The 23,712-nt window shown below is 64.6% G+C and carries 16 protein-coding genes; 10 read left to right on the forward strand and 6 right to left on the reverse strand.

Annotation, left to right across the window (positions count from 1 at the left end; translation table 11 throughout):
• Position 1 precedes the first annotated feature (1 nt).
• Both FLO80_RS14135 and FLO80_RS14140 read right to left on the reverse strand, forming a co-directional pair.
• Positions 2-919, reverse strand: a complete 918-nt coding sequence (locus FLO80_RS14135) for an ABC transporter permease (protein ID WP_111364481.1) — start codon at positions 917-919, stop codon at positions 2-4.
• Positions 920-1,040: 121 nt separating this feature from the next.
• Positions 1,041-2,558 carry an ABC transporter substrate-binding protein gene (locus FLO80_RS14140; RefSeq protein WP_111364479.1) on the reverse strand — a complete coding sequence of 506 codons (1,518 nt, stop codon included), beginning with the start codon at positions 2,556-2,558 and terminating at the stop codon, positions 1,041-1,043.
• 161 nt (positions 2,559-2,719) lie between these two features.
• On the opposite strand from FLO80_RS14140, the gene FLO80_RS14145 reads away from it, so the two are divergent.
• Entirely contained in the window at positions 2,720-3,502 is a 783-nt protein-coding gene (locus tag FLO80_RS14145; RefSeq protein WP_111364477.1) for an IclR family transcriptional regulator, read from the forward strand.
• A 4-nt stretch (positions 3,503-3,506) separates the two neighbouring features.
• Positions 3,507-4,586 (forward strand): AbrB family transcriptional regulator, encoded by a 1,080-nt coding sequence (locus FLO80_RS14150; protein WP_188078299.1) that lies wholly within the window; start codon positions 3,507-3,509, stop codon positions 4,584-4,586.
• Positions 4,587-4,677: 91 nt separating this feature from the next.
• Here FLO80_RS14150 and FLO80_RS14155 read toward each other — a convergent pair whose 3' ends face one another.
• The gene (locus FLO80_RS14155) at positions 4,678-5,391 is read right to left on the reverse strand and encodes a TlpA family protein disulfide reductase (protein ID WP_188078300.1); all 714 of its coding nucleotides are present in this window, start codon (positions 5,389-5,391) and stop codon (positions 4,678-4,680) included.
• 126 nt (positions 5,392-5,517) lie between these two features.
• On the opposite strand from FLO80_RS14155, the gene polA reads away from it, so the two are divergent.
• The 3 genes from polA (at position 5,518) to FLO80_RS14170 (ending at position 9,965) form a co-directional block, all read left to right on the forward strand.
• Positions 5,518-8,313: a DNA polymerase I gene (gene polA, locus FLO80_RS14160; protein WP_111364471.1), complete on the forward strand. Its 2,796-nt coding sequence runs from the start codon at positions 5,518-5,520 to the stop codon at positions 8,311-8,313.
• 398 nt (positions 8,314-8,711) lie between these two features.
• Positions 8,712-9,404: an SGNH/GDSL hydrolase family protein gene (locus FLO80_RS14165; RefSeq protein WP_246156688.1), complete on the forward strand. Its 693-nt coding sequence runs from the start codon at positions 8,712-8,714 to the stop codon at positions 9,402-9,404.
• 147 nt (positions 9,405-9,551) lie between these two features.
• Positions 9,552-9,965, forward strand: a complete 414-nt coding sequence (locus FLO80_RS14170; RefSeq protein ID WP_111364469.1) for a universal stress protein — start codon at positions 9,552-9,554, stop codon at positions 9,963-9,965.
• A 14-nt stretch (positions 9,966-9,979) separates the two neighbouring features.
• Here FLO80_RS14170 and FLO80_RS14175 read toward each other — a convergent pair whose 3' ends face one another.
• Positions 9,980-10,393 carry a MerR family transcriptional regulator gene (locus tag FLO80_RS14175; protein ID WP_111364467.1) on the reverse strand — a complete coding sequence of 138 codons (414 nt, stop codon included), beginning with the start codon at positions 10,391-10,393 and terminating at the stop codon, positions 9,980-9,982.
• Between the two features lie 73 nt (positions 10,394-10,466).
• On the opposite strand from FLO80_RS14175, the gene FLO80_RS14180 reads away from it, so the two are divergent.
• The 3 genes from FLO80_RS14180 (at position 10,467) to FLO80_RS14190 (ending at position 14,281) form a co-directional block, all read left to right on the forward strand.
• Positions 10,467-11,381 (forward strand): cation diffusion facilitator family transporter, encoded by a 915-nt coding sequence (locus tag FLO80_RS14180; protein ID WP_111364465.1) that lies wholly within the window; start codon positions 10,467-10,469, stop codon positions 11,379-11,381.
• A gap of 11 nt (positions 11,382-11,392) precedes the next feature.
• Complete coding sequence (locus FLO80_RS14185) at positions 11,393-12,283, forward strand: acyl-CoA thioesterase (protein ID WP_111364463.1); 891 nt, start codon at positions 11,393-11,395, stop codon at positions 12,281-12,283.
• A 126-nt stretch (positions 12,284-12,409) separates the two neighbouring features.
• A complete protein-coding gene (locus FLO80_RS14190; protein ID WP_111364461.1) occupies positions 12,410-14,281 on the forward strand; it encodes an SLC13 family permease in 1,872 nt (623 codons plus the stop codon).
• 284 nt (positions 14,282-14,565) lie between these two features.
• Here the strand turns inward: FLO80_RS14190 and FLO80_RS14195 are convergent, their stop codons facing one another.
• Both FLO80_RS14195 and FLO80_RS14200 read right to left on the reverse strand, forming a co-directional pair.
• The gene (locus FLO80_RS14195; protein WP_111364459.1) at positions 14,566-16,560 is read right to left on the reverse strand and encodes a TRAP transporter permease; all 1,995 of its coding nucleotides are present in this window, start codon (positions 16,558-16,560) and stop codon (positions 14,566-14,568) included.
• 93 nt (positions 16,561-16,653) lie between these two features.
• Positions 16,654-17,811 (reverse strand): TAXI family TRAP transporter solute-binding subunit, encoded by a 1,158-nt coding sequence (locus tag FLO80_RS14200; RefSeq protein WP_111364457.1) that lies wholly within the window; start codon positions 17,809-17,811, stop codon positions 16,654-16,656.
• A gap of 342 nt (positions 17,812-18,153) precedes the next feature.
• On the opposite strand from FLO80_RS14200, the gene FLO80_RS14205 reads away from it, so the two are divergent.
• A complete protein-coding gene (locus tag FLO80_RS14205; RefSeq protein WP_188078301.1) occupies positions 18,154-19,959 on the forward strand; it encodes an autotransporter assembly complex protein TamA in 1,806 nt (601 codons plus the stop codon).
• Positions 19,959-23,693, forward strand: a complete 3,735-nt coding sequence (locus FLO80_RS14210; RefSeq protein WP_111364453.1) for a translocation/assembly module TamB domain-containing protein — start codon at positions 19,959-19,961, stop codon at positions 23,691-23,693. Before FLO80_RS14205 ends, FLO80_RS14210 begins: the two co-directional genes overlap by 1 nt.
• Positions 23,694-23,712 lie beyond the last annotated feature (19 nt).

The raw sequence follows: 23,712 nt of genomic DNA on the forward strand, positions 1-23,712 counted from the left end.
GTCAGCTGCTCCTCATACGGGGATCGAGCCAGGCGTTCAGCACGTCGGCCAGAAAGGTGAAGACGATGTAGAACATCGAGAAGATCAGGATCAGCGCCTGCACCGTGGGCAGGTCGTTGCGCGCGATGCTTTCCCAGGCAAGATAGCCCGCCCCATGCAGCGCAAAGATCGACTCCACGACGATCGAACCGCCCAGCATGAAGCCCATCTGCACGGCGGCCAGGCTGACCACCGGAATGATCGCGTTGCGCAGGGCATGGCGAAACAGCACGCGGGTTTCGTTGGCACCCTTGGCCCGCGCCGTGCGGATATAGTCGGACGACAGCACATCCAGCATCCCCGCCCGCGTCAGGCGCATGATCGCCGGCATCGCGTAATAGCCCAGCACGATGGTCGGCATGATGAAATGCTTCCACGTCGCCGCTCCCGAAGGTGGCAGCCAACCCAGTTGAATCGCGAAGACCACGATGAGGATCAGGCCGAACCAGAAGCTCGGCATCGCCTGACCGGCGACCGACAGGAAAAGGGCGATGCGGTCGATGATCGAATTGGGACGGATGGCGGCAACCACGCCCAGCGGCACGGCCGTGAGCAACGCAAAGCTGATCCCGCAAACGCCCAGCAGCATCGTGACACCCAGCCTGTCGCCGATCAGCGACGCGACCGGAAGCTTGAAATAATAGCTTTCGCCAAAGTCGCCGCGCAGGGCCGACATCAGCCAGTCGCCATATTGCACCAGCATGGGGCGATCAAAGCCATAAAGCCGCCGAATTGCCTCGATATCCTCACCGCTTGCCGTTTCCCCGGCAAGTGCGGCCGCTGGATCGCCGGACAGGAACAGCAGGCTGAAGCTGATGAACGACACGGTAAAGGCCACCAGAACGGCGAGGCCCAGTCGTTTGAGAATGAATTGAAGCACGGATCATTCACCTTGGATCTGCGCCGCATGTCCGAAAACCGCGGCGGTGGGTCTGGGTGGGGCTGTCAGGATAGTAAAAAACGGGGGCGCCGCCATGGCGCGCCCCCGTTCTTGTTGTGTCTCAGTTCCAGGTAACCGTGGTGAACCGCAGAACCTCGTCCGCCGTGGGGGTGTACTCGACCTCCTTGGTGGTGACGTAGTTGGTGTTGTACGAGAACATCGGCGCCCAGAAGGCCTGTTCGGTAATCCGCTTGATCGCCTTGGAATAGTTTTCCTTGCGGACCTCGGGATCGGTCGCGCTGTCGGCGATGTTCAGATATTCCAGCGTCTCATCGTCGCGCGCATCATCCAACGAGCCATGCTTGAAGAACTGGCTGACCATGGCCGACGCGTCATTGACCGAATAGCTGCCCCAGGTCTGAAACGAGATCGGCGTCTCCCCCTTCATGTTCAACTCCCGCAGGGCCGAGTATTGAAGCATCTTGAAGTTGGTATCGATGCCAACCGCGTTCAGGTAGCTCGAGATGGCTTCGGCATATTCGCGATCACGGTAAGCATAGAAATCGGTGGTGAAACCATCGGGATAGCCGGCCTCGGCCAGCAATTCCTTGGCCTTTTCGGGATCATAGTCATACGACACCGCCGCATCCACGTCGCACCCGAACTGGCTGGGAAAGCACGGGGTCGAGATGACCTGCGACTGCCCCTTGAGCAGCGCTTCCACCAGCTCTCCGCGATTGATCGCGTGGTTCACGGCCTTGCGCACGCGGATATCTTTGAACGGGGTGTCACCCGACCGGCCCGACGCGTCCATCCCCAGGTAACCGACGCGCATGGTCGATTCGTTGGACACCGTGAACTGACCCGTCTCGGCCAGCTTTTCGGCCTGGTCCGCCGGAACCTGCCAGATCAGGTCAAGCGTGCCGCTGAACAGCTCAGCCATCTGGGTATTCACATCCGGAATGGTGCGGATATCGACATTGGTGACCGTAGGCTGGCCCTTGGGGCTGTCGTGATACGCCTCGTTCTTTTCCAGCACGAAATGCTGGCCCGGCACCACGCTGACCACCTTGTAAGGGCCGGTGCCCACGGGTTTCAGGCCCATGCCCTCGGGGCCTGCTTCGGCATAGTAGTCGCTGGGATACATCGACACCGGGCCGGACAGGAATTCGATCGCCGCCGGAAACTTGTCCTTCAGCATGATGCGCACGGTATAGTCGTCGATCTTCTCGGCCGACTTCATCCAGTTGACGTTGCGCTGGGTTTTCACGCCGTTGGCTTCGTCGGCAACATAGTTGACGGTAAAGACCACGTCATCGGCCGTAAAATCCGATCCGTCGTGAAAGGTCACGCCTTCGCGCAGCTTGAACTCGATGGTGGTGTCGTCGATCCATTCCCACTCGGTTGCAAGGTTGCCCTTGTATTCGTTGGTGACCGGATCGCGATAGATCAGCCCATCCCAGACGGCCCGCTGCAAGACCACGCCTTCGCGCGACGAATTGAAATAGCTGTCGACATTCTCCAACTCCTTGGTGAAGGCGACACGCAGCGTGTCATTGGCCTTGTCTGCCCAGGCGGCGCTCGCTGCCGCAGCAAGGGCGACGCCCGCGATGGTCGATTTGAGGACCGTGAGTTTCATTGCCAGCTCCCTGTTCATGCGGAGTATGCCCCGCGGAAATTTTGACTTGAACCAGGTATCATTATATAATACCTGATATTGGTATATGGTTAGTAAGTCCGTTATGATCCGAATCGTCAAGACCCAATGTCACGTTTCTTTTGCAATCCCGGGGCAAGCGTTTGGATAAAAAGCAGAATACACTTTACGTCGGATCGCTGGCCAAAGGGCTTCGCCTGCTGAGGGCGTTTGACGAAACCCATACCGAGCTGTCCCTCGTCGAACTGGCGCAGCGCACCGGGCTGGACAAGAGCGCGGTCCAACGGCTGGCAAACACGCTCCATATCGAAGGCATGCTTGACAAGAACCCCGTCACGCGACGGTTTCGGCCCTCCCATGCCTGGCTGGAACTGGCCTATGCCTATTACTGGTCCGACCAGCTGGTCGGCCAGGCGCTCCCCAAGCTGATCGACCTGTCCCAGAGCCTGGGCGAAACGGTGAACCTGGCCGAGCGTTCGGGCGATCACATCATCTATGTCAATCGCCTGCCCTGCCAGCGCACCTATTTCGCGGCCACCGTCATCGGTCGACGCCTGCCCGCGCTCTCCACGTCGAGCGGGCGCGCGATGATCGCGACCCTGCCCGCCGATGAACGGGAAGAGGCGATCCGGACCTGGCCGCTCAAGAAGTTCACTGCCCGCACCACGATGGACCGCACGTCGATCCGGCACAGCATCGACGAGGCCGTCGAGAAGGGCTATGCGATCTCCTCCGGGCAGATGATCCTGTCCGAGATCGCCGTGGCCTGCCCGATCAGGGACCCCAACGGTCGCGCCTTCGCCGCCGTGCAATGCTCGATCTCGGCCCACACATGGACACATGAACGGGTGGAGGCCGAGATCCTGCCCCGGGTTCAGGACACCGCGAATGCGATCTCGCCCGCATCGCAGGCGCATCGGGGGTAGGATCATGACGGGATACAGCGGCACGACCTACGACCTTTTCAAACGCCTGCTTCATATCCTGCTGATCTATGCCGGGGCGCTGCTGTTCGGCATCGTCGCGCATTGGCTGCGCTTTCCGTTGCCGTGGATGATCGGGGCCATGGTCTTTGCCTCGACCGTGCGGATGCTGGAACGCCCCCTGCCCATTCCCGCGCAGACCCGGCAGATCGGGCAGATCCTGATCGCCACCTCGGTCGGGTTGTCGTTCACCCCCGAGGCGGTGCGGATGATGCAATCCCTCTTGCTGCCCATGGTCGGGGTGGCCATCGCCACGATCGGCCTGGGCTTTGTCGTCGCCGCCTTCCTGATGCGGATCACCAAGGTGGACGTGATCACCGCCGCGCTGGCATCGATCCCGATGGGACCGGTCGAAAGCGCCATCCTGGCGGTAAGGCACAAGGTATCGCCCGGCCCGGTGGTCTTTTCACAGACCCTGCGCATCATGCTGCTGGTCGTGCTTATTCCGCCTGTCATCGTGGCACTCGACGGCACCATCACCGACCCGGTCGCCGTGCTCAGCAAGATGGACTGGACGCTCTCCGGCGCGACCCTGCTGTGCCTGTGCGGCATTGTCGGCGCGCTGGTCGCCCGCACGGTGCGGCTGGCCAACCCGTTCTTCGTCGGGTCCCTCGGCGGCGCCGCCCTCGCGGCTGCGTTCAGCCTCCCGATCAGCGCCTATCCCTACGCGGTGCTGGTGCTGGCACAGGTCTTTCTCGGCGTCTGGCTGGGCGCCGTATTCGACCGCGATCTGCTGCGCCGGGCCAAGGGGTTCATCCCGGGCGCGATCCTCGCCTCGATCCTGCTGATCCTGCTCTGTGTCATCATGGGGCTGGTGATGGCATGGATCACCGGCCAGACATGGCAGGTCATGCTGCTGGCGACCGCCCCCGGAAGCGTCACCGAAATGGCCCTCACCGCAAAGATCCTCGATGACGGGCTTGCCATCGTCACCGCCTTTCACGTGATCCGTATCTTCATCATCCTGCCCTTTGCAGGAACGATCATCCGCCTCACGGCCAGCATGCATTCAATCCTTCAAAAGTGACCCGGCAAAATCCCAATCGCCGACACCCGCCGCGCTTCACGCTCTCGGGACATCGGCGATCGCTTGCGTGCCCGGCATTCCCCGAAACGCCCTAGCAGGTCGTTCGCGCCGAGCCGGATTTCGGGCGCCCGAACAGCAATCTCAGATTGCGCTTGATGATGTTCGTCCAGATCAGGAACGGCAGCCCCCGGAAAAAATCCGCGGCAGAGCCCTTGCCCGCCTTGGAGAGCGTTCTGAAGACCGTCGTGGGACGCGCAGGCCGAAAATAGTCCCTCGCCGTGATCTCGCGCCCTGCCAGCAGGGCCTGCAACGCCTTGCGGGTTGCCGACGGATTGTTCCATTCCGACCGGTAGACCACGCAGCCGTTCCTGTTGATGATGAAAACAGCGTTCGGCATGCTGCCATAGGCCATATGCGCATGCCCCTCGAGATCATCAATGAACACCGTGCGCGTCTCTCCGTCTTCGGCCTTCAACCGTGTCGCGCAGGCGGTCTTGTCGTCAAAACTCCTGTGCCCCGGAACATCGCTCCCCGGATGGGCCTCGCGGACATAAAGAACAGCGGTGCTGACCCCGTCCTGGCGATCGAGGGTTTCCATGATCCCCCGTCGACTCTGGAACAGCGAGCAGGTGATGCTGCCCGTTTCCAGAACCAGGAACTCGCCCGCGAAATCCAATATGTTCTTCATTTCACCATCCGTGGTGAGCAGTGAAAAATCCGGCGCCTTGTCGCCGACATCAGGGCCGCCCACGCGGTCGAAATCATAATCCCCGGTCGAGAATTCGCTATAGTTGTAGCCGGTCATTTTCGGGTGTCCTTTCGCCCTCTCCTGCCGATCACAACGCGCATTTCTCACGATCCCGCTCGATCCCTCTGGCCCCGCGCGCGCCCATATGCAAAACATGACCCCGTCCAACCGGGGGAAACGCACATGTCATTCGGCAAAGGCTGCCACCTGCACCTGATCGACGGCTCGGCCTTCATCTTCCGCGCCTATCACGCGCTGCCACCGCTCACACGCAAATCCGACGGGCTGCCCATCGGGGCGGTCTCGGGCTTCTGCAATATGCTCCAGAAATATGTGGAAGAGGCTGGCGGCCACGACGCGCCGACCCATGCCGCGGTGATCTTCGACTACTCGGGCAAGACCTTCCGCAACGATCTCTACCCCGAGTACAAGGCCAACCGCCCCCCCGCGCCCGAAGACCTCGTGCCGCAATTCCCGCTGACGCGCGAGGCCACCCGCGCCTTCAACGTCGCCTGCCACGAGATTGAAGGTTACGAGGCCGACGATATCATCGCCACGCTGGCCACGCAGGCGCGCGATCTGGGCGGGCGCGTCACCATCATCTCGTCGGACAAGGACCTGATGCAGCTCGTCGGCGGCGGCGTGGAAATGCTCGACGCGATGAAGAACCGCCGCATCGACCGCGACGGCGTGATCGAGAAATTCGGCGTCCCGCCCGAACGGGTGGTCGACGTTCAGGCCCTCTCGGGCGACTCGGTCGACAACATCCCCGGCGCGCCCGGCATCGGCCCCAAGACGGCGGCGCTCCTGATCAACGAATTCGGCGATCTCGAAACGCTTTTGGAAAACGCCGACCAGATCAAGCAGCCCAAGCGCCGCGAAACCCTGATCTCCAAGGCCGACCAGATCCGCATGTCGCGCGACCTCGTCTATCTCAAGACCGACACCCCGCTCGATTTCACCATCGACGATCTCGAAGTGCGCGACCCCGACCCCGAAATGCTCCTGCCCTTCCTTGCCAAGATGGAGTTTCGCACCCTCTCCAAACGCATCGCCGACAAGATGGGCGTCGAGGCGCCGATCATCGAGGACACGCCCGCCGCCGCCAATGACGATACCCCACCCGAGTTTCCCCCCATCGACCCCGCGCTATACGAATGCATCCGCGATGCCGCCGCGCTCGCGCGCTGGATCGACCTCATTTATTCTCGCGGTTACGTCGCCATCGACACCGAAACCACCTCGCTCGATGAGATGCAGGCCGAGCTGGTGGGCATATCGCTCGCCGTGATCCCCGGTCAGGCGGCCTATCTCCCGCTCACCCACAAGAACGGCAACGCCGATGACCTCTTCGGCTCCGACACGCTCGCCGATGGCCAGATGACGACGGACGAGGCGCTCGCCCTCCTCAAACCCGTTCTCGAAGACGCTTCGATCCTCAAGATCGGGCAGAACATGAAATACGATGCCAAGATCTTCGCCCGCCACGGCCTCGATGTCGCCCCGATCGACGACACGATGCTGATGTCCTACGCGCTCTTCTCGGGCATTCACGGGCATGGCATGGACGCGCTCTCGGAACGCTACCTCTCGCACCAACCGATCCCGATCAAGGATCTGATCGGCTCGGGCAAATCCGCCATCACCTTCGACCGCGTGCCGCTCGACGAGGCGGTGAAATACGCCGCCGAGGATGCCGACATCACCCTGCGGCTCTGGCATGCCCTCAAACCGCAACTGCCCCGCACCCGCGTCACCACCGTCTATGAAACGCTCGAACGTCCGCTCGTCCCGGTGCTGGCCGAGATGGAGATGCACGGCATCACCGTCGACCGCGACACGCTTTCACGCATGTCCAACGCCTTCGCCCAGAAAATGGCCGCGCTCGAAGCCGAGATTCACGAGTTGGCCGGCGAGAAATTCAACGTCGGCTCGCCGAAACAACTGGGCGAGATCCTGTTCGACAAGATGTCGCTCGACGGCGGCAAGAAGGGCAAGACCGGCGCCTATGCCACCGGCGCCGACGTGCTCGAAGATCTGGCCACCGAACACGAACTGCCCGCCCGCGTGCTCGACTGGCGCCAGCTTGCCAAGCTGAAATCGACCTACACCGACGCGCTTCAGGATCACATCAATCCTGAAACCGGCCGCGTCCACACCTCTTACGTGCAAACCGGCGCCAGCACCGGTCGCCTCGCCTCGACCGACCCCAACCTGCAAAACATCCCCGTGCGCAGCGAAGAGGGCCGCCGCATCCGCGAGGCCTTCATCGCGCCCAAGGGCACCCGCCTCGTCAGCCTCGATTATTCCCAGATCGAGCTGCGCATCCTCGCCCATGTCGCCGGGATCGACACCATGAAACAGGCATTCCGCGATGGTCACGACATCCACGCCATGACCGCCTCGGAAATCTTCGGCGTGCCGCTCGACGAGATGACACCCGATATCCGGCGCAAGGCCAAGGCGATCAATTTCGGCGTGATCTACGGCATTTCGGGCTTCGGCCTCGCCCGCAACCTGCGCATCCCGCGCAGCGAGGCACAGGCCTTCATCGACGCCTATTTCAAACGCTACCCCGGCATCCGCGCCTACATGGACGACACGATCGAGTTCGCCAAGGAGCATGGCCACGTCGCCACGCTCTTCGGGCGCAAGATCCACACGCCGGAGATTTCCGCCAAGGGCCCGCGCGCCGCCTTCGCCCGCCGCGCCGCGATCAACGCGCCGATCCAGGGCACCGCCGCCGACGTGATCCGCCGCGCCATGATCCGCATGCCCGCCGCAATCGCGGGCCTGCCCGCCAAGATGCTGCTGCAGGTGCATGACGAGTTGATCTTCGAGGTAGAGGAAGACGCTGTCGACCGCCTGATCGACACCGCCCGCGAGGTGATGGAGGGCGCCGCCCACCCCGCCGTGCATCTCGACATCCCCCTGACCGTCGACGCGGGCCAAGGCACCAACTGGGCCGAGGCGCATTGAGGGCGCAGCCCATGGCAGAGATGCGGACGAAACGATCCTCGTCGGGGCAAGGGCGCGCGGTCGCCGACCCGCGGGGTGGCGTCCTGTCACCTCGGAAACGCGGTTTATGCCAGACCAGCTCTTCCACGATGCATGTTCCGCCCGTCCTCACCAATCGCCGCCCCGGGGGGCGGGTCGGCGATCGCGCGGCGGCTGCGCCGCTGTTCGCGCGGGCTGCCAGCGTCCGCTCCGGGCGCCTTGCGGCCATGTTGCGGGTCGCGAAAACACTGGCGTGACGCAGCACTTGCCCTCAAGCGCGATCATCACCCTGTCGTGCTTGATATCCACGCCCCGCTTGCCCACTATCCGGCCAAGCCCGCCCATGCCTTCCGCATGAGCGCCAAACGGAGTCGCCCCGCATGTTGCCCCTGCGCGCCCTGATCCTCATGCTTGCCCTTGCCGCCGGGGCCGCCACCGCCCCGCGCGCCATGGCCGACCCCCAATCCCCCCGCATCCTCGTGATCGGCGATTCGCTTCTGGCCAAGAACAGGCTCAGCGGCCACAACGTCGCGGCCCGCCTCTCGGACCTGCTCGATACCCCGGTGGCCGACCATTCCGTCGCCGGGGCCTGGATGATCTACAACCTGCCGATCACCGGCGCGATGGGCCTTTCGATCCCGAAACAATGGCGCGACGATGACTGGGACTGGGTGATCATGAACGGCGGCGGCAACGACCTCTGGCTCGGATGCGGCTGCAACAATTGCGATTACAAGCTTGATCGCCTGATCGCCGAAAACGGTCGCCGTGGCGCGATCCCCTCACTGGTGCAGAAAATCCGCCACTCCGGCGCACGGGTGCTGATCGTGGGCTATCTGCGCAATCCCGGTTTCTCCTCGCCGATCAAATCCTGCAAGGAGGCGGGCGACACGCTCGAAGCGCGGATCGCCCGGCTGGCCGAGATCGACCCCAACGTGTATTTCCACCCGCTCACCGACCTTGTGCCCTACGGTGATCTGAGCTTTCACGCCATCGACCGCATTCACCCGTCCTTCAAGGCGTCCGACGCCATCGCCCGCCGCCTGTTGCAGGTGATCGAAACCGCCCGCTGACCCCGGCCCCGATTTTTCGCAGAAAAATCGCATACCCCGCCGAACGCCGCTTCCCGCCCCCGATCTGCCGCTGTGGGGCAGTGCCGATTTCGCAAATCCGTTATTCCCGGCTATCCTGCCCCGACCGCTTGCCCCAAGGACGCCATCATGACCCGCGAAACCAAGCTCATCCTCTGCCCCGTCAACCTGCGTCACGCCAAGGTCGACACCGCCGCCTATGACGAGGCCGTGGAAATGGCCCGCCGCCGCAATGCGCGGCTCATCGTCGCCACCGTCGCCCCCGAGATCGAACGCAATCTCAACATCTATGATTCGAACAAATACTGGTCGGGCGAACTCGAAAAATTCCTCGCCGCCCATCCCGCCGAAGGGGTCGAGGTCACGCTCATGGTGCGCAAGGGCGCGGTCCATCGCCAGATCGTCAAGCTGGCCAGTGAACAGAAGGTCGACCTGATCGTGATCGAATCCGCCAACCCCCGGATTCAGGATTACCTGCTCGGCACCACGGCCAGCCACGTCGTCGCCCATGCCGAATGCTCGGTCTACGTGGTGCGCAAGTAACAGCCGCGAAGCCGTCAATGCGCCCCGTCACAGGCCCCGTGATCGGCCAGCGCATGCAGGATACGGCAGGGCGCGCCCGCTCGCGCCTCGCAGGCCCGGCCAATCCGCTCGAGCTCAGCCTCGAGCCGCCGTAACCGGGCGATCCGCCCGCGAATCCCCGCCAGGTGATCCGCCGCGATGCGGTGAATCTCGTCATGCGCGCCCGGCTTGCGATCCTCCAGCGCGATCAGCTCCCGCACTGCGGCCAGCGAAAGGCCCAACTCGCGCGCATGGGCAATGAACGAAAGTCGCCCCAGCCCGGCCCTGCCATAGCGCCGCTGGTTGCCTGCCGTTCGCCCTTCGGGCGCGATCAGTCCCAGCCCCTCGTAATAGCGGATCGTCGGAACTTTCACCCCCGTTCGCCGTGACATCTCACCGATAGAAAACATGAAAAGCCCTCTTGAACCTCTAGTCGCTAGAGAGATTACATTGCCCTTCGACGCAATGCAAAAGGCCGCCCCCATGCCTCACGATCACAGCCATCACCACCACCCCGACCCCTCCATGATCGAAGGCGACCGCCGCGTCGGCGCCGCCATCGCGGTCAATATCGCTCTCACGCTGGTGCAGATCGTCGCCGGCGTGATCTCGGGCAGTCTCGCGCTGATTGCCGACGCGATTCACAACCTCTCGGATGCGCTGTCGCTGGTCATCGCCTTCTATGCCCGTCGCATCGCCCGCCGCCCGGCGGACAAGGCCATGACCTACGGCTATGGCCGGGCCGAGGTGGTGGCCGCGCTGATCAACTACACCACGCTCATCGTTATCGCCCTCTACCTCGCCACGCAGGGGATCGAGCGGCTGTTCAACCCGGTCGAGATCACCGGCTGGATCGTCGTCACCGTCGCCGGGGTCGCGCTGGTGATCGACACGATCACCGCCGCGCTGATCTTTCGCCTCTCGCACAACTCGATGAACATGCGCGCGGCCTTCCTGCATAACCTCGCCGACGCGCTCGGCTCGGTCGCGGTGATCGTCGCGGGCACGCTCATCCTGCTTTACGACTGGCGCCTGATCGACCCGATCGTCACGCTCTTCATCTCCGCCTATATCCTCTGGCACAGCTACCATGGCATCCGCCCGGTGATCCGCGTGCTGATGCTGGCCGCCCCCGAGGACACCGACCTGCCCGAACTGATCGCCGCGCTCGAGGACCGCGACGGTGTCGAGAGCCTTCACCATGTCCATCTGTGGCGCATGCAGGAACACGAACCCGCCTTCGAGGCCCATGTCGTCATCGCCGAAAACGCCGACCCCGAGGCCGTCCGCCGTGACCTCAAGTCCCTGTTGGACCGGCGTTTTGGCGTGTCCCATTGCCTGCTTGAACTTGAAACCCGCGCCACCTCCTGCCATGACAGCCCCCAGATCGGCCATTGAAACGTGGAAACATGACAGACAAACCCCGCCCCAGCCCGCAACAACTCGCCGACAGCCTCGTGTCGGTGCTCGACGTCGAACAGGTCGAGGAGGATTTCTTTCGCGGCATCGCCACCCCCGGCGGGCGCGGGCGCAGTTTCGGCGGGCAGGTCATCGCACAGGCGCTGATGGCCGCGATCCGCACCGTGCCGGGCGACCGCACCAACCATTCGCTGCACGGCTATTTCATGCGCCCCGGCGACGCCACCAAACCCGTGCTCTACCAGGTCGAGCGCGACCGCGACGGGCGCAGCTTTGCCACCCGCCGCGTAGTCGCGGTGCAAAACGGCCAGCCCATCCTCAACCTCGCCGCCTCGTTCCAGGTCGAGGAAGAGGGCCTCACCCATCAGGACACCATGCCCGACGTCCCCGCCCCCGAAGAGCTGAAAAGCGAGTTGGAACTCGCCGCCGAATTCAAGGGCGAACTGCCCGAGATGTTCCTCAGCTGGCTTTCGGTGCCGCGCCCGGTCGAAATGCGCCACGTCACGCCGCGCCCGCCCTTCACCCGCGACGCCGCACCCGAGCAAAGCTACTGGTTCCGCGTCACGGGCGGGATCGGCGAGGATGCGAACCTGCATCGCGCGGCGCTCGCCTATGCCTCGGATTTCGGGCTGCTGGGCACCTCGGCCTATGCTCATGCCAAGGCGTTTGCCGATCCCGACATGCAATTCGCCTCGCTCGATCACGCACTGTGGATTCACGGCCCCTTCCGCGCCGATGACTGGCTGCTTTACGTGATGGACAGCCCGTGGTCAGGCGGCGCGCGCGGCTTCAACCGCGGCCGCATCTTCACCCGCGACGGGCGGCTCGTCGCCAATGTCGCGCAAGAGGGCCTGATCCGCCAGATCACCCCGCGCGACTAGTGCATCTCGCACCGGAGCCTAGCCCGCCCGCCCCGGCCTTGAGCCGTGCGAGCAGAGCCGCAAAACCCGGTTGAACCCGCGCCCCGGACCTGCTCATCATCCGGTGACACGCGAAAGGGCCGCCCCATGACCATACCACAGGTTCTGATCTTCTCCATTCTCGCGGCCACCATGGCGCTGTTCCTGTGGGGCCGGTTCCGGCACGACATCGTCGCGCTGGCGGCGCTTATGGCCTGCGTCATCGCCGGGCTCGTTCCCGCCGCCGATGCCTTTGCCGGGTTCGGCCATCCGGCGGTGATCACCGTGGCCTGCGTGCTGGTGATGAGCCGGGGCTTGCAGAATACTGGCGCGGTGGACTGGATCGCGCGCAGCGTGCTCCCGCGCGAGGGCGGGCGCCTGACCAGCATGGCCATGCTCATGAGTCTCGGCGCGATTCTGTCGGGCTTCATGAACAACGTCGGCGCCATGGCGCTCTTGATGCCGGTCGCGGTGCAACTCTCCGACCGGCTCGACCTGACCCCGGGGCAGGTGCTGATGCCGCTCGCCTTCGGCACCATCCTGGGCGGCATGACCACGCTGATCGGCACGCCTCCCAACCTCATCGTTTCGGGGTTCCGGGCCGAGGCCGGGCTGGGCCATTTCGGCATGTTCGACTTTGCCCCCATCGGGGCCACCGTGGCGGTGTCCGGGGTGCTGTTCGTTGTTCTGATCGGCTGGTGGCTGGTGCCCGCCCGCAAACCCGTCGCCAGCGAAGAATTCGAAACCGGCCATTACCTGACCGAACTTCACGTGCCCGAGAAAAGCAAGGCGATCGGTCTCACCCTGCGTGGCTTCGAGCGCGAAATCCGCGAAAGCGACGCCCAGATCGTCGCCCTCGTGCGCAACAAGGTGCGCCTGACCGCGCCGCATGGCGGGCGGCGCATCGCGGCCGGCGATATCCTCGTCCTCGAATCCGATGTCGATGCACTGGCCCAGGCATTGTCGGTCTTCGACATCAAACTCGAAGAAAGCGGCCCCTCCTCCCCCAAGGACTCCGACCCGGTCCCGGCCAGCGCCGAAACCTCCGGCGAAACGGAATCCGACGCGGCAGAGAACGACAAGGACGACGACGACAGCGAAAGCGATAGCGACGGTCGCGACGAATATATCGTGCTGCGCGAACTGGCCATCCTGCCCGGCACCACCATCGTCGGGCGCTCGGCCAGCGACATCCGCCTGCGCACGCGCTACAGCCTCAACCTTCTGGCGGTGTCGCGCCACGGCCACCCGCCCCGGGCGCGGCTGCGCACGCTCAATCTCAAGTCCGGTGACCTGCTGCTGATGCAGGGCCCGTCCGAGATGATGGCGGAATTCATCAACGACACCGGCTGCGTGCCGCTGGGCGCGCGCGACCTGCGCATCCCCGACAAGCGCATGGCGATCATCTCGGTCGCGATCATGCTGGGCGCCATCGCCATCGTGACGCTGGGCCTCTTGCCCGCGGCGGCGGCCTTCACGCTTGGCGTGATCGCCTCGATGGTGCTGCGCACCGTGCCCCCGCGCGAGGTCTATACCACCATCGACTGGCCGGTGATCGTGCTCCTGGCCGCGCTCATCCCGGTGGCGGGCGGGATGCAAAGCACCGGCGCCGCGGCCCTGTTGGCAGAGTTCATGGTCTTCGGCGTCGCACAGGGCAATGCCATCGTGGCGCTCACGGTTATCCTGGTCGTCACCATGTTCCTGTCGGACGTGATGAACAACGCCGCCACCGCCGCCGTGCTCTGCCCCATCGCGCTCAGCATCGCCGCAACGCTGGGCGTCAATGCCGACAGCTTTCTCATGGCCGTGGCAATCGGCGCCTCCTGCGCCTTCCTCACCCCCATCGGGCACCAGAACAACACCCTGATCCTCGGCCTCGGGGGGTTCCGGTTCGGCGATTACTGGCGGATGGGCCTGCCGCTCGAAGTGCTCGTGGTCGCGGTCAGCATCCCGCTCCTGCTGATCATCTGGCCGCTGTGAGGACGCAATCGCAACACGCATCACAGCGTGTTGCGCCCGAACGAAGTAACACCCACCCGCCCCGGCCTTGAGCCGGGGCCTCTCGCCTTTGTCGTGGGCCCCGGCTCAAGAGGCCGGGGCGGGTGTTTCCAATCGAACACAACGCGCATTAACCTTTCAGGTGGTTAACGATTGGTTGATTCAGCCGGCAGCCGGGCAGCAGCCGGGAATCATACGCATATCACCCCCCGGTTTTTCGGGCGAAAAATCGCGTTAACCCTGCGGGACGCCGGGTTAACCGGATCTCAGGATCTTGCCGCGCTCGCCTGCCTTGCCAGCCACCAGGCAAGGCTCATCGGGGCCAGCGCCACGACGAAACCGGCCAGCGTCAGGACCGTGTGACTGAGCCCCGCAACGCCCCCCGCCGGCGACGCCACCATCAGCCCCGCCAGCAGCAGGAGGGCACGCGACACCAGCCCCACGATCCCATCGGGCAACCGCCCGACAAAGCTCGCATAGCCCTGCAACGCGGCCGAGATGAACCACACGCCAAGCAGCGCACAGGCCAGAACTACCGCCACTTCAAGCGCCGGACCCTGGCCGATAAGTGCGGGATTCAGAACGAAAAAGAAGGGAATGATATAGATCGTGCCACCCAGTTTCATCGCCTCGATCCCGGTGCGCATCGCCCCCGCCCCGGCCATCGACGCCGCCGCGAAGGCGCCCAGCGCCACGGGGGGCGTGATGAAACTCACCATGCCCCAGTAGAGGATGAAAAGATGCACCGCCAACTCGTTCAGCCCGGCCTGCACCAGCGCCGGGGCAAGGACGACGGCAAGGAAGATATAACAGGCCGTCACCGTCATCCCCATGCCAAAGATGAACGCGGTCAACGCCCCCATGAGAAGCAGCATCGGAATCGAGTTCCCGGCCATATGCACCAGCTCATTGGCCAGCGGCCCGGTCAGCCCGGTGGCCTGAAACGCCCCCACGATCATCCCGATCCCCAGCAACACCGCCACCAGTTCCGACAACGTCCGCCCCACCGAAACGATGACGTTGAGGAAGCCCTCCCACGACATCCGGTCGCCCCGGTTGAACTGGTTCACGACCAGCAACAGGACCACGGCATAGAACGGCGCGGTCGTCTCCCAGCGATAGGCGACCATCAGAAAAATAAGCAGGGCGAACACCGCCACGTAAAGCCAGCCCGAGCGCAGTGTCTCACCCACGCGCGGCAGGTCGGCCCGCGCCATCCCGGTCAGCCCGCGCCGCGCCGAATAAGCGTCGATCTGCATGAAAAGGCCAAAGAAATAAAGGAGCGACGGGATCGCCGCGGCCAGCATGATCTCGACATAAGGACGGCTCAGCCATGACGCGATGACAAAGGCGGTGGCCCCCATGATCGGCGGCATCAACACCCCCCCGGTCGAGGCGCAGGCCTCGGTCGCGGCCGCATATCGCGGCGAAAAGCCCGACTTCTTCATCGCCGGAATCGACACCGCCCCGGTGGTCAGCACGTTCGAGATGACCGAGCCCGACATCGACCCCATGAAGCCACTGGCAAAGATCGAAACCTTCGCCGCCCCCCCGCGATATCCGCCCACCAGCGACAGCGCGAGGTTGTTGAAGAACTTGCCCCCGCCGGTGAATTGCAGCACCGCGCCGAACAGGATGAACCCGATGACGAGATTGCCGAACGCCTTCATCGGAATGCCGAATGACGCCTCGGACGAGATCATGAAGTACGGAATCACATCCCGGAACGGCTGGGTAAACCCGTTGAGCGGATCGGGCACATGCTCGGCAAAAGTCGGGTAGAGCGAGAACAGTAGCACGATGCCAAACAACACCAGCCCCCCGGCCCGCCGCGTGCCTTCGAGAATCAGCACGTAGAACAGGACCGACATCCAGATCGCATGATCCGGCGCGGCATATTCCCAGCCGGAATCAAGGCTTTCACCGGCGGTGAACATGAAATATCCGGCCACGGCCAGCGTAACGAGCGCCAGCACCCAGTCATAGATCGGCACCCGCGCCGAGGGCGGCCCCCACGCCCGAAACGTGATGAATGTCAGGCTCAGGAACAACCCCGCCAGAAGATAGAGATACATGCCTTCCAGAAAGGCATACCCCCCCAGCCGCAGGTTGAAGAGCTGGTTGACCGCAAGGCCGATCGCCGCAAGCGTGCAGACAATGATCATCCAGCGCGCAGCACCCGTATAGGTCAGACGCTCGACCGCTTTTTCCGCCTCGATGGCCGCGGTGGCGCGGTCCTTCGGTTGTGCTTGTTCCGCCATTTTCCTCACGCCCTTATGGCCCGGTCACCGCCGGGAAAACCAATGAAACCGACGGGCCGCAAAGGCCGCCCGCCGGGTGGTTCATGTCAGGGCTCAGAAGACGACCGCGAACCCGCCTTCGGCCAGCGCCTCGCGACGTTTGGTGGCCCATGCCTCTTCCCAGTTATCCGGGTCTTCGGCCATGAGCTCTTCCCACGCCTCCATCAGCGCCGCCTGACGGGCAATCAGCATGTCGTTATGGGCCTGCGCTTCGTCGGTCCACGCGCCGATTTCCTCGTAATAGCGGATTGCGCCGTCATGATAGGGGGCCACCCACTGGAAATCCTGCTTGTCGAGCGCCCAGCCATTGATCCCCGGCGCGTTGCCCACATAATCGTCGAAAAAGACATGCATCGCCTTGGTCATGTTATAGGTCAGATCTTCGTCCTGATCCGCATAGGTCATCAGCACCGGATAGGCATAACCCGCCGTCGCAACGCCATCGGTGCCGTCGATATTGGCACCGACCGTGGCCATCATCGGGGCAAAGAACGGGGCGACGCCCTGCATCCGCTCCAGCGCCTCGGTGTCATCCGGGTCGATCGGCGGCCAGTAGACGCCGCGCGGCCCCGACGCCGCTTCATAGGCCATGCCCGAATTGGTCGAGGCAAAGGCCGCATCGGTGCTGCCGTCGATCATGCCTTTCCAGCTGTCGCCGAAGCCGCCGAACTCGACCACCTCGACATCGTCCCATGTCAGCCCGCCATAGGCGAGATAGGCCTCGTTGTTGGTGTTGAGCGACGGTGCACCCTTCACAACGCTCACCCGCATGCCTTCAAGATCGGCATAGGTGAACCCTTCGCAGCCGGGCTTGCCTGCCTTTTCACAGGCCTCGGCCGCAACCGCCAGCGAAAGCCCCACGGTGCCGCCGTTATTGGCCGCCAGAACCCGCACCGGCTGTGGTCCCCAGTTCTTGGCACCGAACTGGAACACGCCTTCCTGCGCCATGAACGACCCGCCCACGCCATTGGCCGAAAACTGAACCTTGCCCTGGCGGACAGGCTCGGTGCGCGCGATGTCATTCTTGCCGGGCAGCACCCGCAGGTTGACGCCCGCATTCTGAAGCGCCGCGCCAATCGCCACCGACTGGTTGTAACCGGCCGAACCCGTGCCATACGCGGTCCAAGTGATCTGCCCGGGCAGGTCGACCTCCTGTGCCGTGATCGGAGCGCCCATCAGACAGAGCGCCATCGTCAATGAAAACTTATGCATGTTTCTCCTCCCTGGTTGGCCTTGTCCGCGCCCCGTGGACGCGATCAAGGCCTTCCGAATGTCTGATGCGCGGGGCCATCCTGTCAATCTTGGGCCGGTCTTACGTAACGTGACAGGCAACACCGCCCCAAGATGCCGCGCCGGGCCGCGTCATTTGCCATACGCGCGGATGCGCACGCCCCATAGGCCATGGTTGACCCTGCCGATGATCGGGTGATTCGCCCCGCTTCCATACCCTCAACATTGGGCTTCAAATCAACGTGCATCCTGGTCCGATATGCGCGTTGCCACTTGGGATTGATCTGCGCATGGTCTATGTTGCCCGCAAGAACAGGGCGCGACATGACATCGAATCTCATCAGGACATCGCTGGTCTGTTGCGCCCTCGGCTTCGGCGCCGCACAGGGTGTGCAGGCGCTCAACACGGTCGATCTGCGGGTCTCCGGTCCGCAGTCCGAGGCGCTTGGCGATGCCTTGCGCGCAAACTCGGTCCTGCACAGCCTGGTGGACAATCCCGAAGCGACCACGGGTGATATCCTCGCCGCTGCGCGCGGCGATTATGCCCGGCTGGTCGAAGTGCTCTATTCCCAAGGTTATTACTCGGTCGAGGTCAGCATCCTGGTCGACGGTCGCGAAGCGGCGTTGATCGACCCGTTTCGCTCTCCTGAACAGATCACCAATGCGGTGATCGCGGTCGATCCCGGACGGTTGTTCCGGTTTGGCGCGGTGCGAATCGGGCCGTTGGCGCAAACACCTCCCCTCCCCGACCAGTTCCGCCCGGACGCGCCCGCACTGGCCACCGTCGCACGCGAGGCCACCCGCCAGGCGGTGAACGACTGGCGCAAGGCCGGTCATGCCAAGGCGCGCATCACCGACCAGCGCGTTCTCGCCCGCCACGACTCTGCCCGGCTGGATGTCGATGTAGACATTGCACCCGGCCCGCGCGTGCGATTCGGCGATGTGACCGTGTCGGGGGAAAGTGCTGTGCGCGGATCGCGGGTTCGGAGCATCGCGGGCCTGCCCCGTGGCGAACGCTATGACCCGGATGAGGTCGACAAGGCCGCCGCCCGCCTGCGCAAGGTGGGAACTTTCTCCTCCGTCCAACTGAGCGAGGCCGAGACCGTCGCGCACGACGGCACGATGGACATGGAAATCGCCGTGGTCGACCGCCGCCCCCGCCGGATCGGCGGCGGGCTGGAATACTCGAGCTTCGACGGCGTGACGCTGTCGGGCTACTGGCTGCATCGCAACCTGCTTGGCGGGGCCGAACAGTTTCGCGTCGATGGCGAAATCGCCCAGATCGGCGGTACAGGCCAGGGCACGGATTACGCGTTATCCTTCCGCTTCGATCGTCCCGCCGTCTATGGCCCCGACACGCTCTTCTTCGCCGAGGCCGCGTTCACTTATAACGATGAGCCCCGCTTTCTTCAGGAGAAATTCGCATTCACGACCGGCGTTTCGCGCGAGTTCAGTGACACGCTCTCGGGCAGTTTGGGTATTGGCTATGAATATGCCCGCATTACCGACCGCTTTGCGCCCACGGTCACGCGACGCGAAATGCAATTGCTGCGCCTTCCCCTGTCGCTGACCTATGACAATCGCGACGACCCGCTTGATGCCACCCGCGGAATCTATGCCCGCGCCGGTCTCACGCCATTTTACGAAACCTTCGACGCACAGACTGGCGGGCATGCCACACTTGACTTGCGCTCCTATCTCGCGCTCGGCGAAACCGGCGGGACGGTTCTGGCCGGGCGGTTGCAGCTTGGCGCGCTGGCCGGGCCGAATGCACAGGCCGCCCCGCCCGATTACCTGTTCTATTCGGGCGGGGCGGGCACGGTGCGCGGGCAACCCTATAAATCGCTCACCGCCGATTACGGCGGGGTGGAGCTCGGCGGGCGCAGCTTTGCCGCCCTCTCGGGCGAGCTGCGCTTTCCTGTCGGCGACCGGATCGGCCTCGCTGCCTTTGCCGATGCGGGTTTCGTCGGCGGCGGCTTTTTCGAGGATGGCGGCTGGCATGCCGGGGCCGGACTCGGCGTGCGCTACAAGACGCCGGTCGGGCCGATCCGCGTCGATCTGGCCGGACCCGTCGCCGGTGACACCGGTAGCGGCGTGCAACTTTACATCGGGATCGGGCAGGCGTTTTGATGCGATTTCTGGCGATATGTCTTGCCCTTCTGGTTCCGCTCGGCGCACTTGCACAAGACACCGAAAGCGACCGCGGTTTCATCCAGGGCCTGCTCGAAGACGCGCTTTCCGCGCCGGGGCGCAGCGTCCGGATGGAAGGTTTCGCCGGGGCACTGAGTTCGCGTGCTACGATCGAGCGCATCATCGTCACCGACCCCGAGGGCACATGGCTTACCGCCACCGACCTGGTGCTGGTGTGGAACCGCTCCGCCCTGTTGCGCGGCCGGATCGCCATCGACGAGATCACCATCGGCGAGATCGACCTGCCCCGGCCGCCCGTGCCCGTAAAGGACCCGCTGCCCAGCCCCGAGGCAAGCGGCGGTTTTGCCCTGCCCGATCTGCCCGTATCCGTCGAGATCGCCAAGATGGAGATCACCCGGGCCGAGCTGGGCACCGAGGTTCTCGGACAGGACGCCGCGCTCTCGGTGAGCGGCAAGGCGTCGCTTGCCGGCGGGGCGGGCGAGGCATCACTTGACGTCAAACGGCTCGACCGCCCTGGGCAAATCACCCTCGAGGGCGGGTTCGACAATATCACGCGCGAGTTGCGCATCGACCTTGCCCTGCGTGAGCCCGAGAACGGCCTCGCCGCCAACCTGCTGAGCCTGCCGGGGCGGCCCTCGGTCCAAATGGAAGTGCAGGGCGACGATCCGATCACCGATTTCACGGCCCGGATGCGGCTGGCCACCGACGGGCAGGACCGCCTGACCGGCGACGTGACCCTCACCACAGACGAAGATGGCGCTACAGGGTTCAACGCAGCAGTTAGCGGCGATCTGGCGCCGGTGCTCCTGCCCGAATTCGCCGCGTTCCTCGGTGATCAGGTCACGCTGGCCGCAAGCGGCGAACGCCGCGCGGATGGCGGCTTTCTGCTCGACCAGTTGAACATCGACACAGCGGCAATGCAGATCGGCGGCACCGCCGAGATCGGCGCCGATGGCTGGCCACGCGAACTGATGCTCGACGCCGCGATCTCCCCGCCGACCGGCGACCGCGTGACGCTTCCGCTGCCCGGCCCACGCACAACGGTCCGCGCGGCCAGCCTTACGGCGCATTTCGACGCGGAATCTGGCGACGAGTGGCGGGTCGACGGCACCGCGAGCGGTGTCGAACAGGACGACTTGCGCATCGGCTCGCTGGAATTCGGCGGCTCGGGGCGGATACTGCGCGCAGCGCAAAGCATCTCGGGCGCGCTCCGGTTCGAGGCCGATGGGCTGATCGCGCCCACGAATCCTGCCCTGGCCCGCGCCCTTGGCGAGAGATTGCGCGGCGGGCTCGAATTCGGCTGGTCCGCAGACGCCCCCCTGCGGCTCCGCAACCTCGCGCTCCGGGGGGCCGACTACGGGCTCGGCGGCACTATCACGATCAGCATCCCCGACGATCTGGCCGCGCTCACCGTGGTGCCCGACCTGCGGCTCAATGCGGACGATCTTACCCGTTTTGCCGGTCTGGCCGGGATCGACCTTGGCGGGCGCGCCGATCTGGCCATTTCCGGCCGGGTTGAACCGCTAAGCGGGCGCATGGCATTGCGCTTCGACGGTCAGACGCAGAACCTTTCCACGGGTCTTGCACCGCTCGACCCGCTCCTTGACGGCCAGGGCCGACTCATCCTCGCCCTTGAGCGTGACGAAACCGGCCTGCGCGCCGATCCGGTCTCGATCCGCACCGATCACGCCCGGATCGACGCGATGGCCAACCTCGCCAGCGGCAACAGCACGGTGAGCCTCACCGCCAGCCTGCCCCAACTCGCCCGCGCCCTGCCCGGACTCGACGGCGCGGCGGAATTGACCGCACGCGCCAAACAACAGGGCGAAGTCTGGACCCTCAGCGCCGACAGTACCCTGCCGGGCGAGGCGCAGGTGACATATCGCGGCACCATCTCCGGCGACGGCGTAGAACGCCTGTTGGCCGATGGCGCTCTCACGGCCGAAATCGGGCGGCTCGCCGCCTTCGCCACCCTCGCCAAGCGGCCGCTCGCCGGATCGGCGCAACTCACCGCCAAGGGCAATGCCGACCTGCTGGCGCAAAGCTTCGATATCACCGCAAGCGGCCAGACAAGCGCACTCGATGTCGGCCTGCCGGCGCTTGCCCCGCTCCTGCGCGCAACAACCCGGTTCGATCTTGCCGCCGCCCGCGATGCACAGGGCCACCTGACGCTTGATCGGCTGGACCTCGACGCGCCCGATCTCGATGCCTCGCTCAGCGGAGAACTTGGCCCCGAGGACGGTCAGTTCGACTATCGCCTCGCGCTCACCAATCTCGGGTTGATCATCCCCGAACTTCCCGGCGCCGCACGCCTTTCGGGCAGTGCGCACAAAGCCGGTGCACGCTGGCAGATCGACACCGAAGGTCAGGGGCCGGGCGGCATTACGCTTGGCGTCACCGGCACGGTGGCCGAGGACGGCGCGCGCGCCGATCTGGGCGTAACCGGCACCGTGCCCCTGGCGCTGGCCAATGCGCGGCTTTCGGGACAGGCGCTTTCCGGCCTCGCACGGCTCGATCTGTCACTCAGCGGGCCGCTGGCACTCGAGTCGCTATCGGGACGGATCAGTGTCGATGATGCCCGGCTTTCCCTTCCCGCACAGGCCGTCGCGCTCGAGCGCATGCGCGGACAGGTCAATCTGGGCGGCGGGGTGGCACAGGTGGCCCTTGACGCGGATGTCTCGACCGGCGGACAGGCCCGGCTACGCGGCCCAATCACACTTTCCTCGCCCTTTCAGGCGGATCTCGCCGTGGACCTCGTGGATGTGACCCTGCGCGACCCCTCGCTGTTCGAGGTGGTGCTTGACGGCGCGCTGTCGCTCAACGGGCCGGTGGCGGGCGGGGCGCGCATCGGCGGACGGATCGACCTGCGCCACACCGAATTGCGCATCCCGAATCTTGGCCCCTCCTATTCTCCGCTTGACGGCTTGCAGCATCTCCGCCCGCCCGGTGCGGTCCAGCGCACCCTGCGCTATGCCGGAATGAACCAGACGGGCGGCGACTCCGGCGCCTCCACGGCCGATTTCCCGCTCGACATCCTGATTTCGGCGCCCAATCGCCTGTTCGTGCGCGGGCGCGGGCTTGACGCTGAACTGGGCGGTTCGCTGCGCCTGGCCGGCTCGACCAATGACATCCTGCCGGTCGGTCAATTCAACCTGATCCGCGGGCGGCTCGACCTCTTGGGCCAGCGGCTGAACCTGACCGAAGGCAGCCTTACGATGCGCGGCAGTTTCGATCCCGTGATCGGCTTCGCGGCCACCTCTCAGGTTGAGGAATTCTCCGTTTCGCTGCGACTGGACGGATTGGCCTCCGCACCTGATCTCACCGTGACATCGGTGCCGGAGCTGCCGCAGGAAGAGGCGCTGTCGCTCTTCCTTTTCGGGCGTGACGTGACGCGAATCTCGGCCTTTCAGGCGGTTCAACTCGCCGCCGCGATCCGCACCCTTTCGGGTCAGGGGGGCACCGGTCTCACCGACGGGTTGCGCCGGTCGCTGGGCGTTGACGATCTCGATATCGGCATGGATGACGAGGGCACCACGCAGGCCCGTGTGGGCAAATACATCTCCGAGAACATCTATACCGACGTCACCGTAAAAGGCGACGGCACGAGCCAGATCAACCTCAAGCTCGAAGTCAACCGCCGCACCACCGTTCGCGGACGCCTGGGCAGCGATGGCGACACCGGGATCGGCGTGTTCTTCGAACGCGACTACTGATCCTCGGGGCCGCCCGCGA

The organism is Aquicoccus porphyridii (assembly GCF_008369105.1).
GTDB lineage: Bacteria > Pseudomonadota > Alphaproteobacteria > Rhodobacterales > Rhodobacteraceae > Aquicoccus > Aquicoccus porphyridii.

What these genes read in the sequence shown, in the direction of transcription:
- FLO80_RS14140 (WP_111364479.1), bottom strand. Translation starts at nt 2,558, where the DNA reads ATGAAACTCACGGTCCTCAAATCGACCATCGCGGGCGTCGCCCTTGCT.
- FLO80_RS14150 (WP_188078299.1), top strand. Translation starts at nt 3,507, where the DNA reads ATGACGGGATACAGCGGCACGACCTACGACCTTTTCAAACGCCTGCTT.
- FLO80_RS14155 (WP_188078300.1), bottom strand. Translation starts at nt 5,391, where the DNA reads ATGACCGGCTACAACTATAGCGAATTCTCGACCGGGGATTATGATTTC.
- polA (WP_111364471.1), top strand. Translation starts at nt 5,518, where the DNA reads ATGTCATTCGGCAAAGGCTGCCACCTGCACCTGATCGACGGCTCGGCC.
- FLO80_RS14165 (WP_246156688.1), top strand. Translation starts at nt 8,712, where the DNA reads ATGTTGCCCCTGCGCGCCCTGATCCTCATGCTTGCCCTTGCCGCCGGG.
- FLO80_RS14170 (WP_111364469.1), top strand. Translation starts at nt 9,552, where the DNA reads ATGACCCGCGAAACCAAGCTCATCCTCTGCCCCGTCAACCTGCGTCAC.
- FLO80_RS14175 (WP_111364467.1), bottom strand. Translation starts at nt 10,393, where the DNA reads ATGTTTTCTATCGGTGAGATGTCACGGCGAACGGGGGTGAAAGTTCCG.
- FLO80_RS14180 (WP_111364465.1), top strand. Translation starts at nt 10,467, where the DNA reads ATGCCTCACGATCACAGCCATCACCACCACCCCGACCCCTCCATGATC.
- FLO80_RS14185 (WP_111364463.1), top strand. Translation starts at nt 11,393, where the DNA reads ATGACAGACAAACCCCGCCCCAGCCCGCAACAACTCGCCGACAGCCTC.
- FLO80_RS14190 (WP_111364461.1), top strand. Translation starts at nt 12,410, where the DNA reads ATGACCATACCACAGGTTCTGATCTTCTCCATTCTCGCGGCCACCATG.
- FLO80_RS14195 (WP_111364459.1), bottom strand. Translation starts at nt 16,560, where the DNA reads ATGGCGGAACAAGCACAACCGAAGGACCGCGCCACCGCGGCCATCGAG.
- FLO80_RS14200 (WP_111364457.1), bottom strand. Translation starts at nt 17,811, where the DNA reads ATGCATAAGTTTTCATTGACGATGGCGCTCTGTCTGATGGGCGCTCCG.
- FLO80_RS14205 (WP_188078301.1), top strand. Translation starts at nt 18,154, where the DNA reads ATGACATCGAATCTCATCAGGACATCGCTGGTCTGTTGCGCCCTCGGC.
- FLO80_RS14210 (WP_111364453.1), top strand. Translation starts at nt 19,959, where the DNA reads ATGCGATTTCTGGCGATATGTCTTGCCCTTCTGGTTCCGCTCGGCGCA.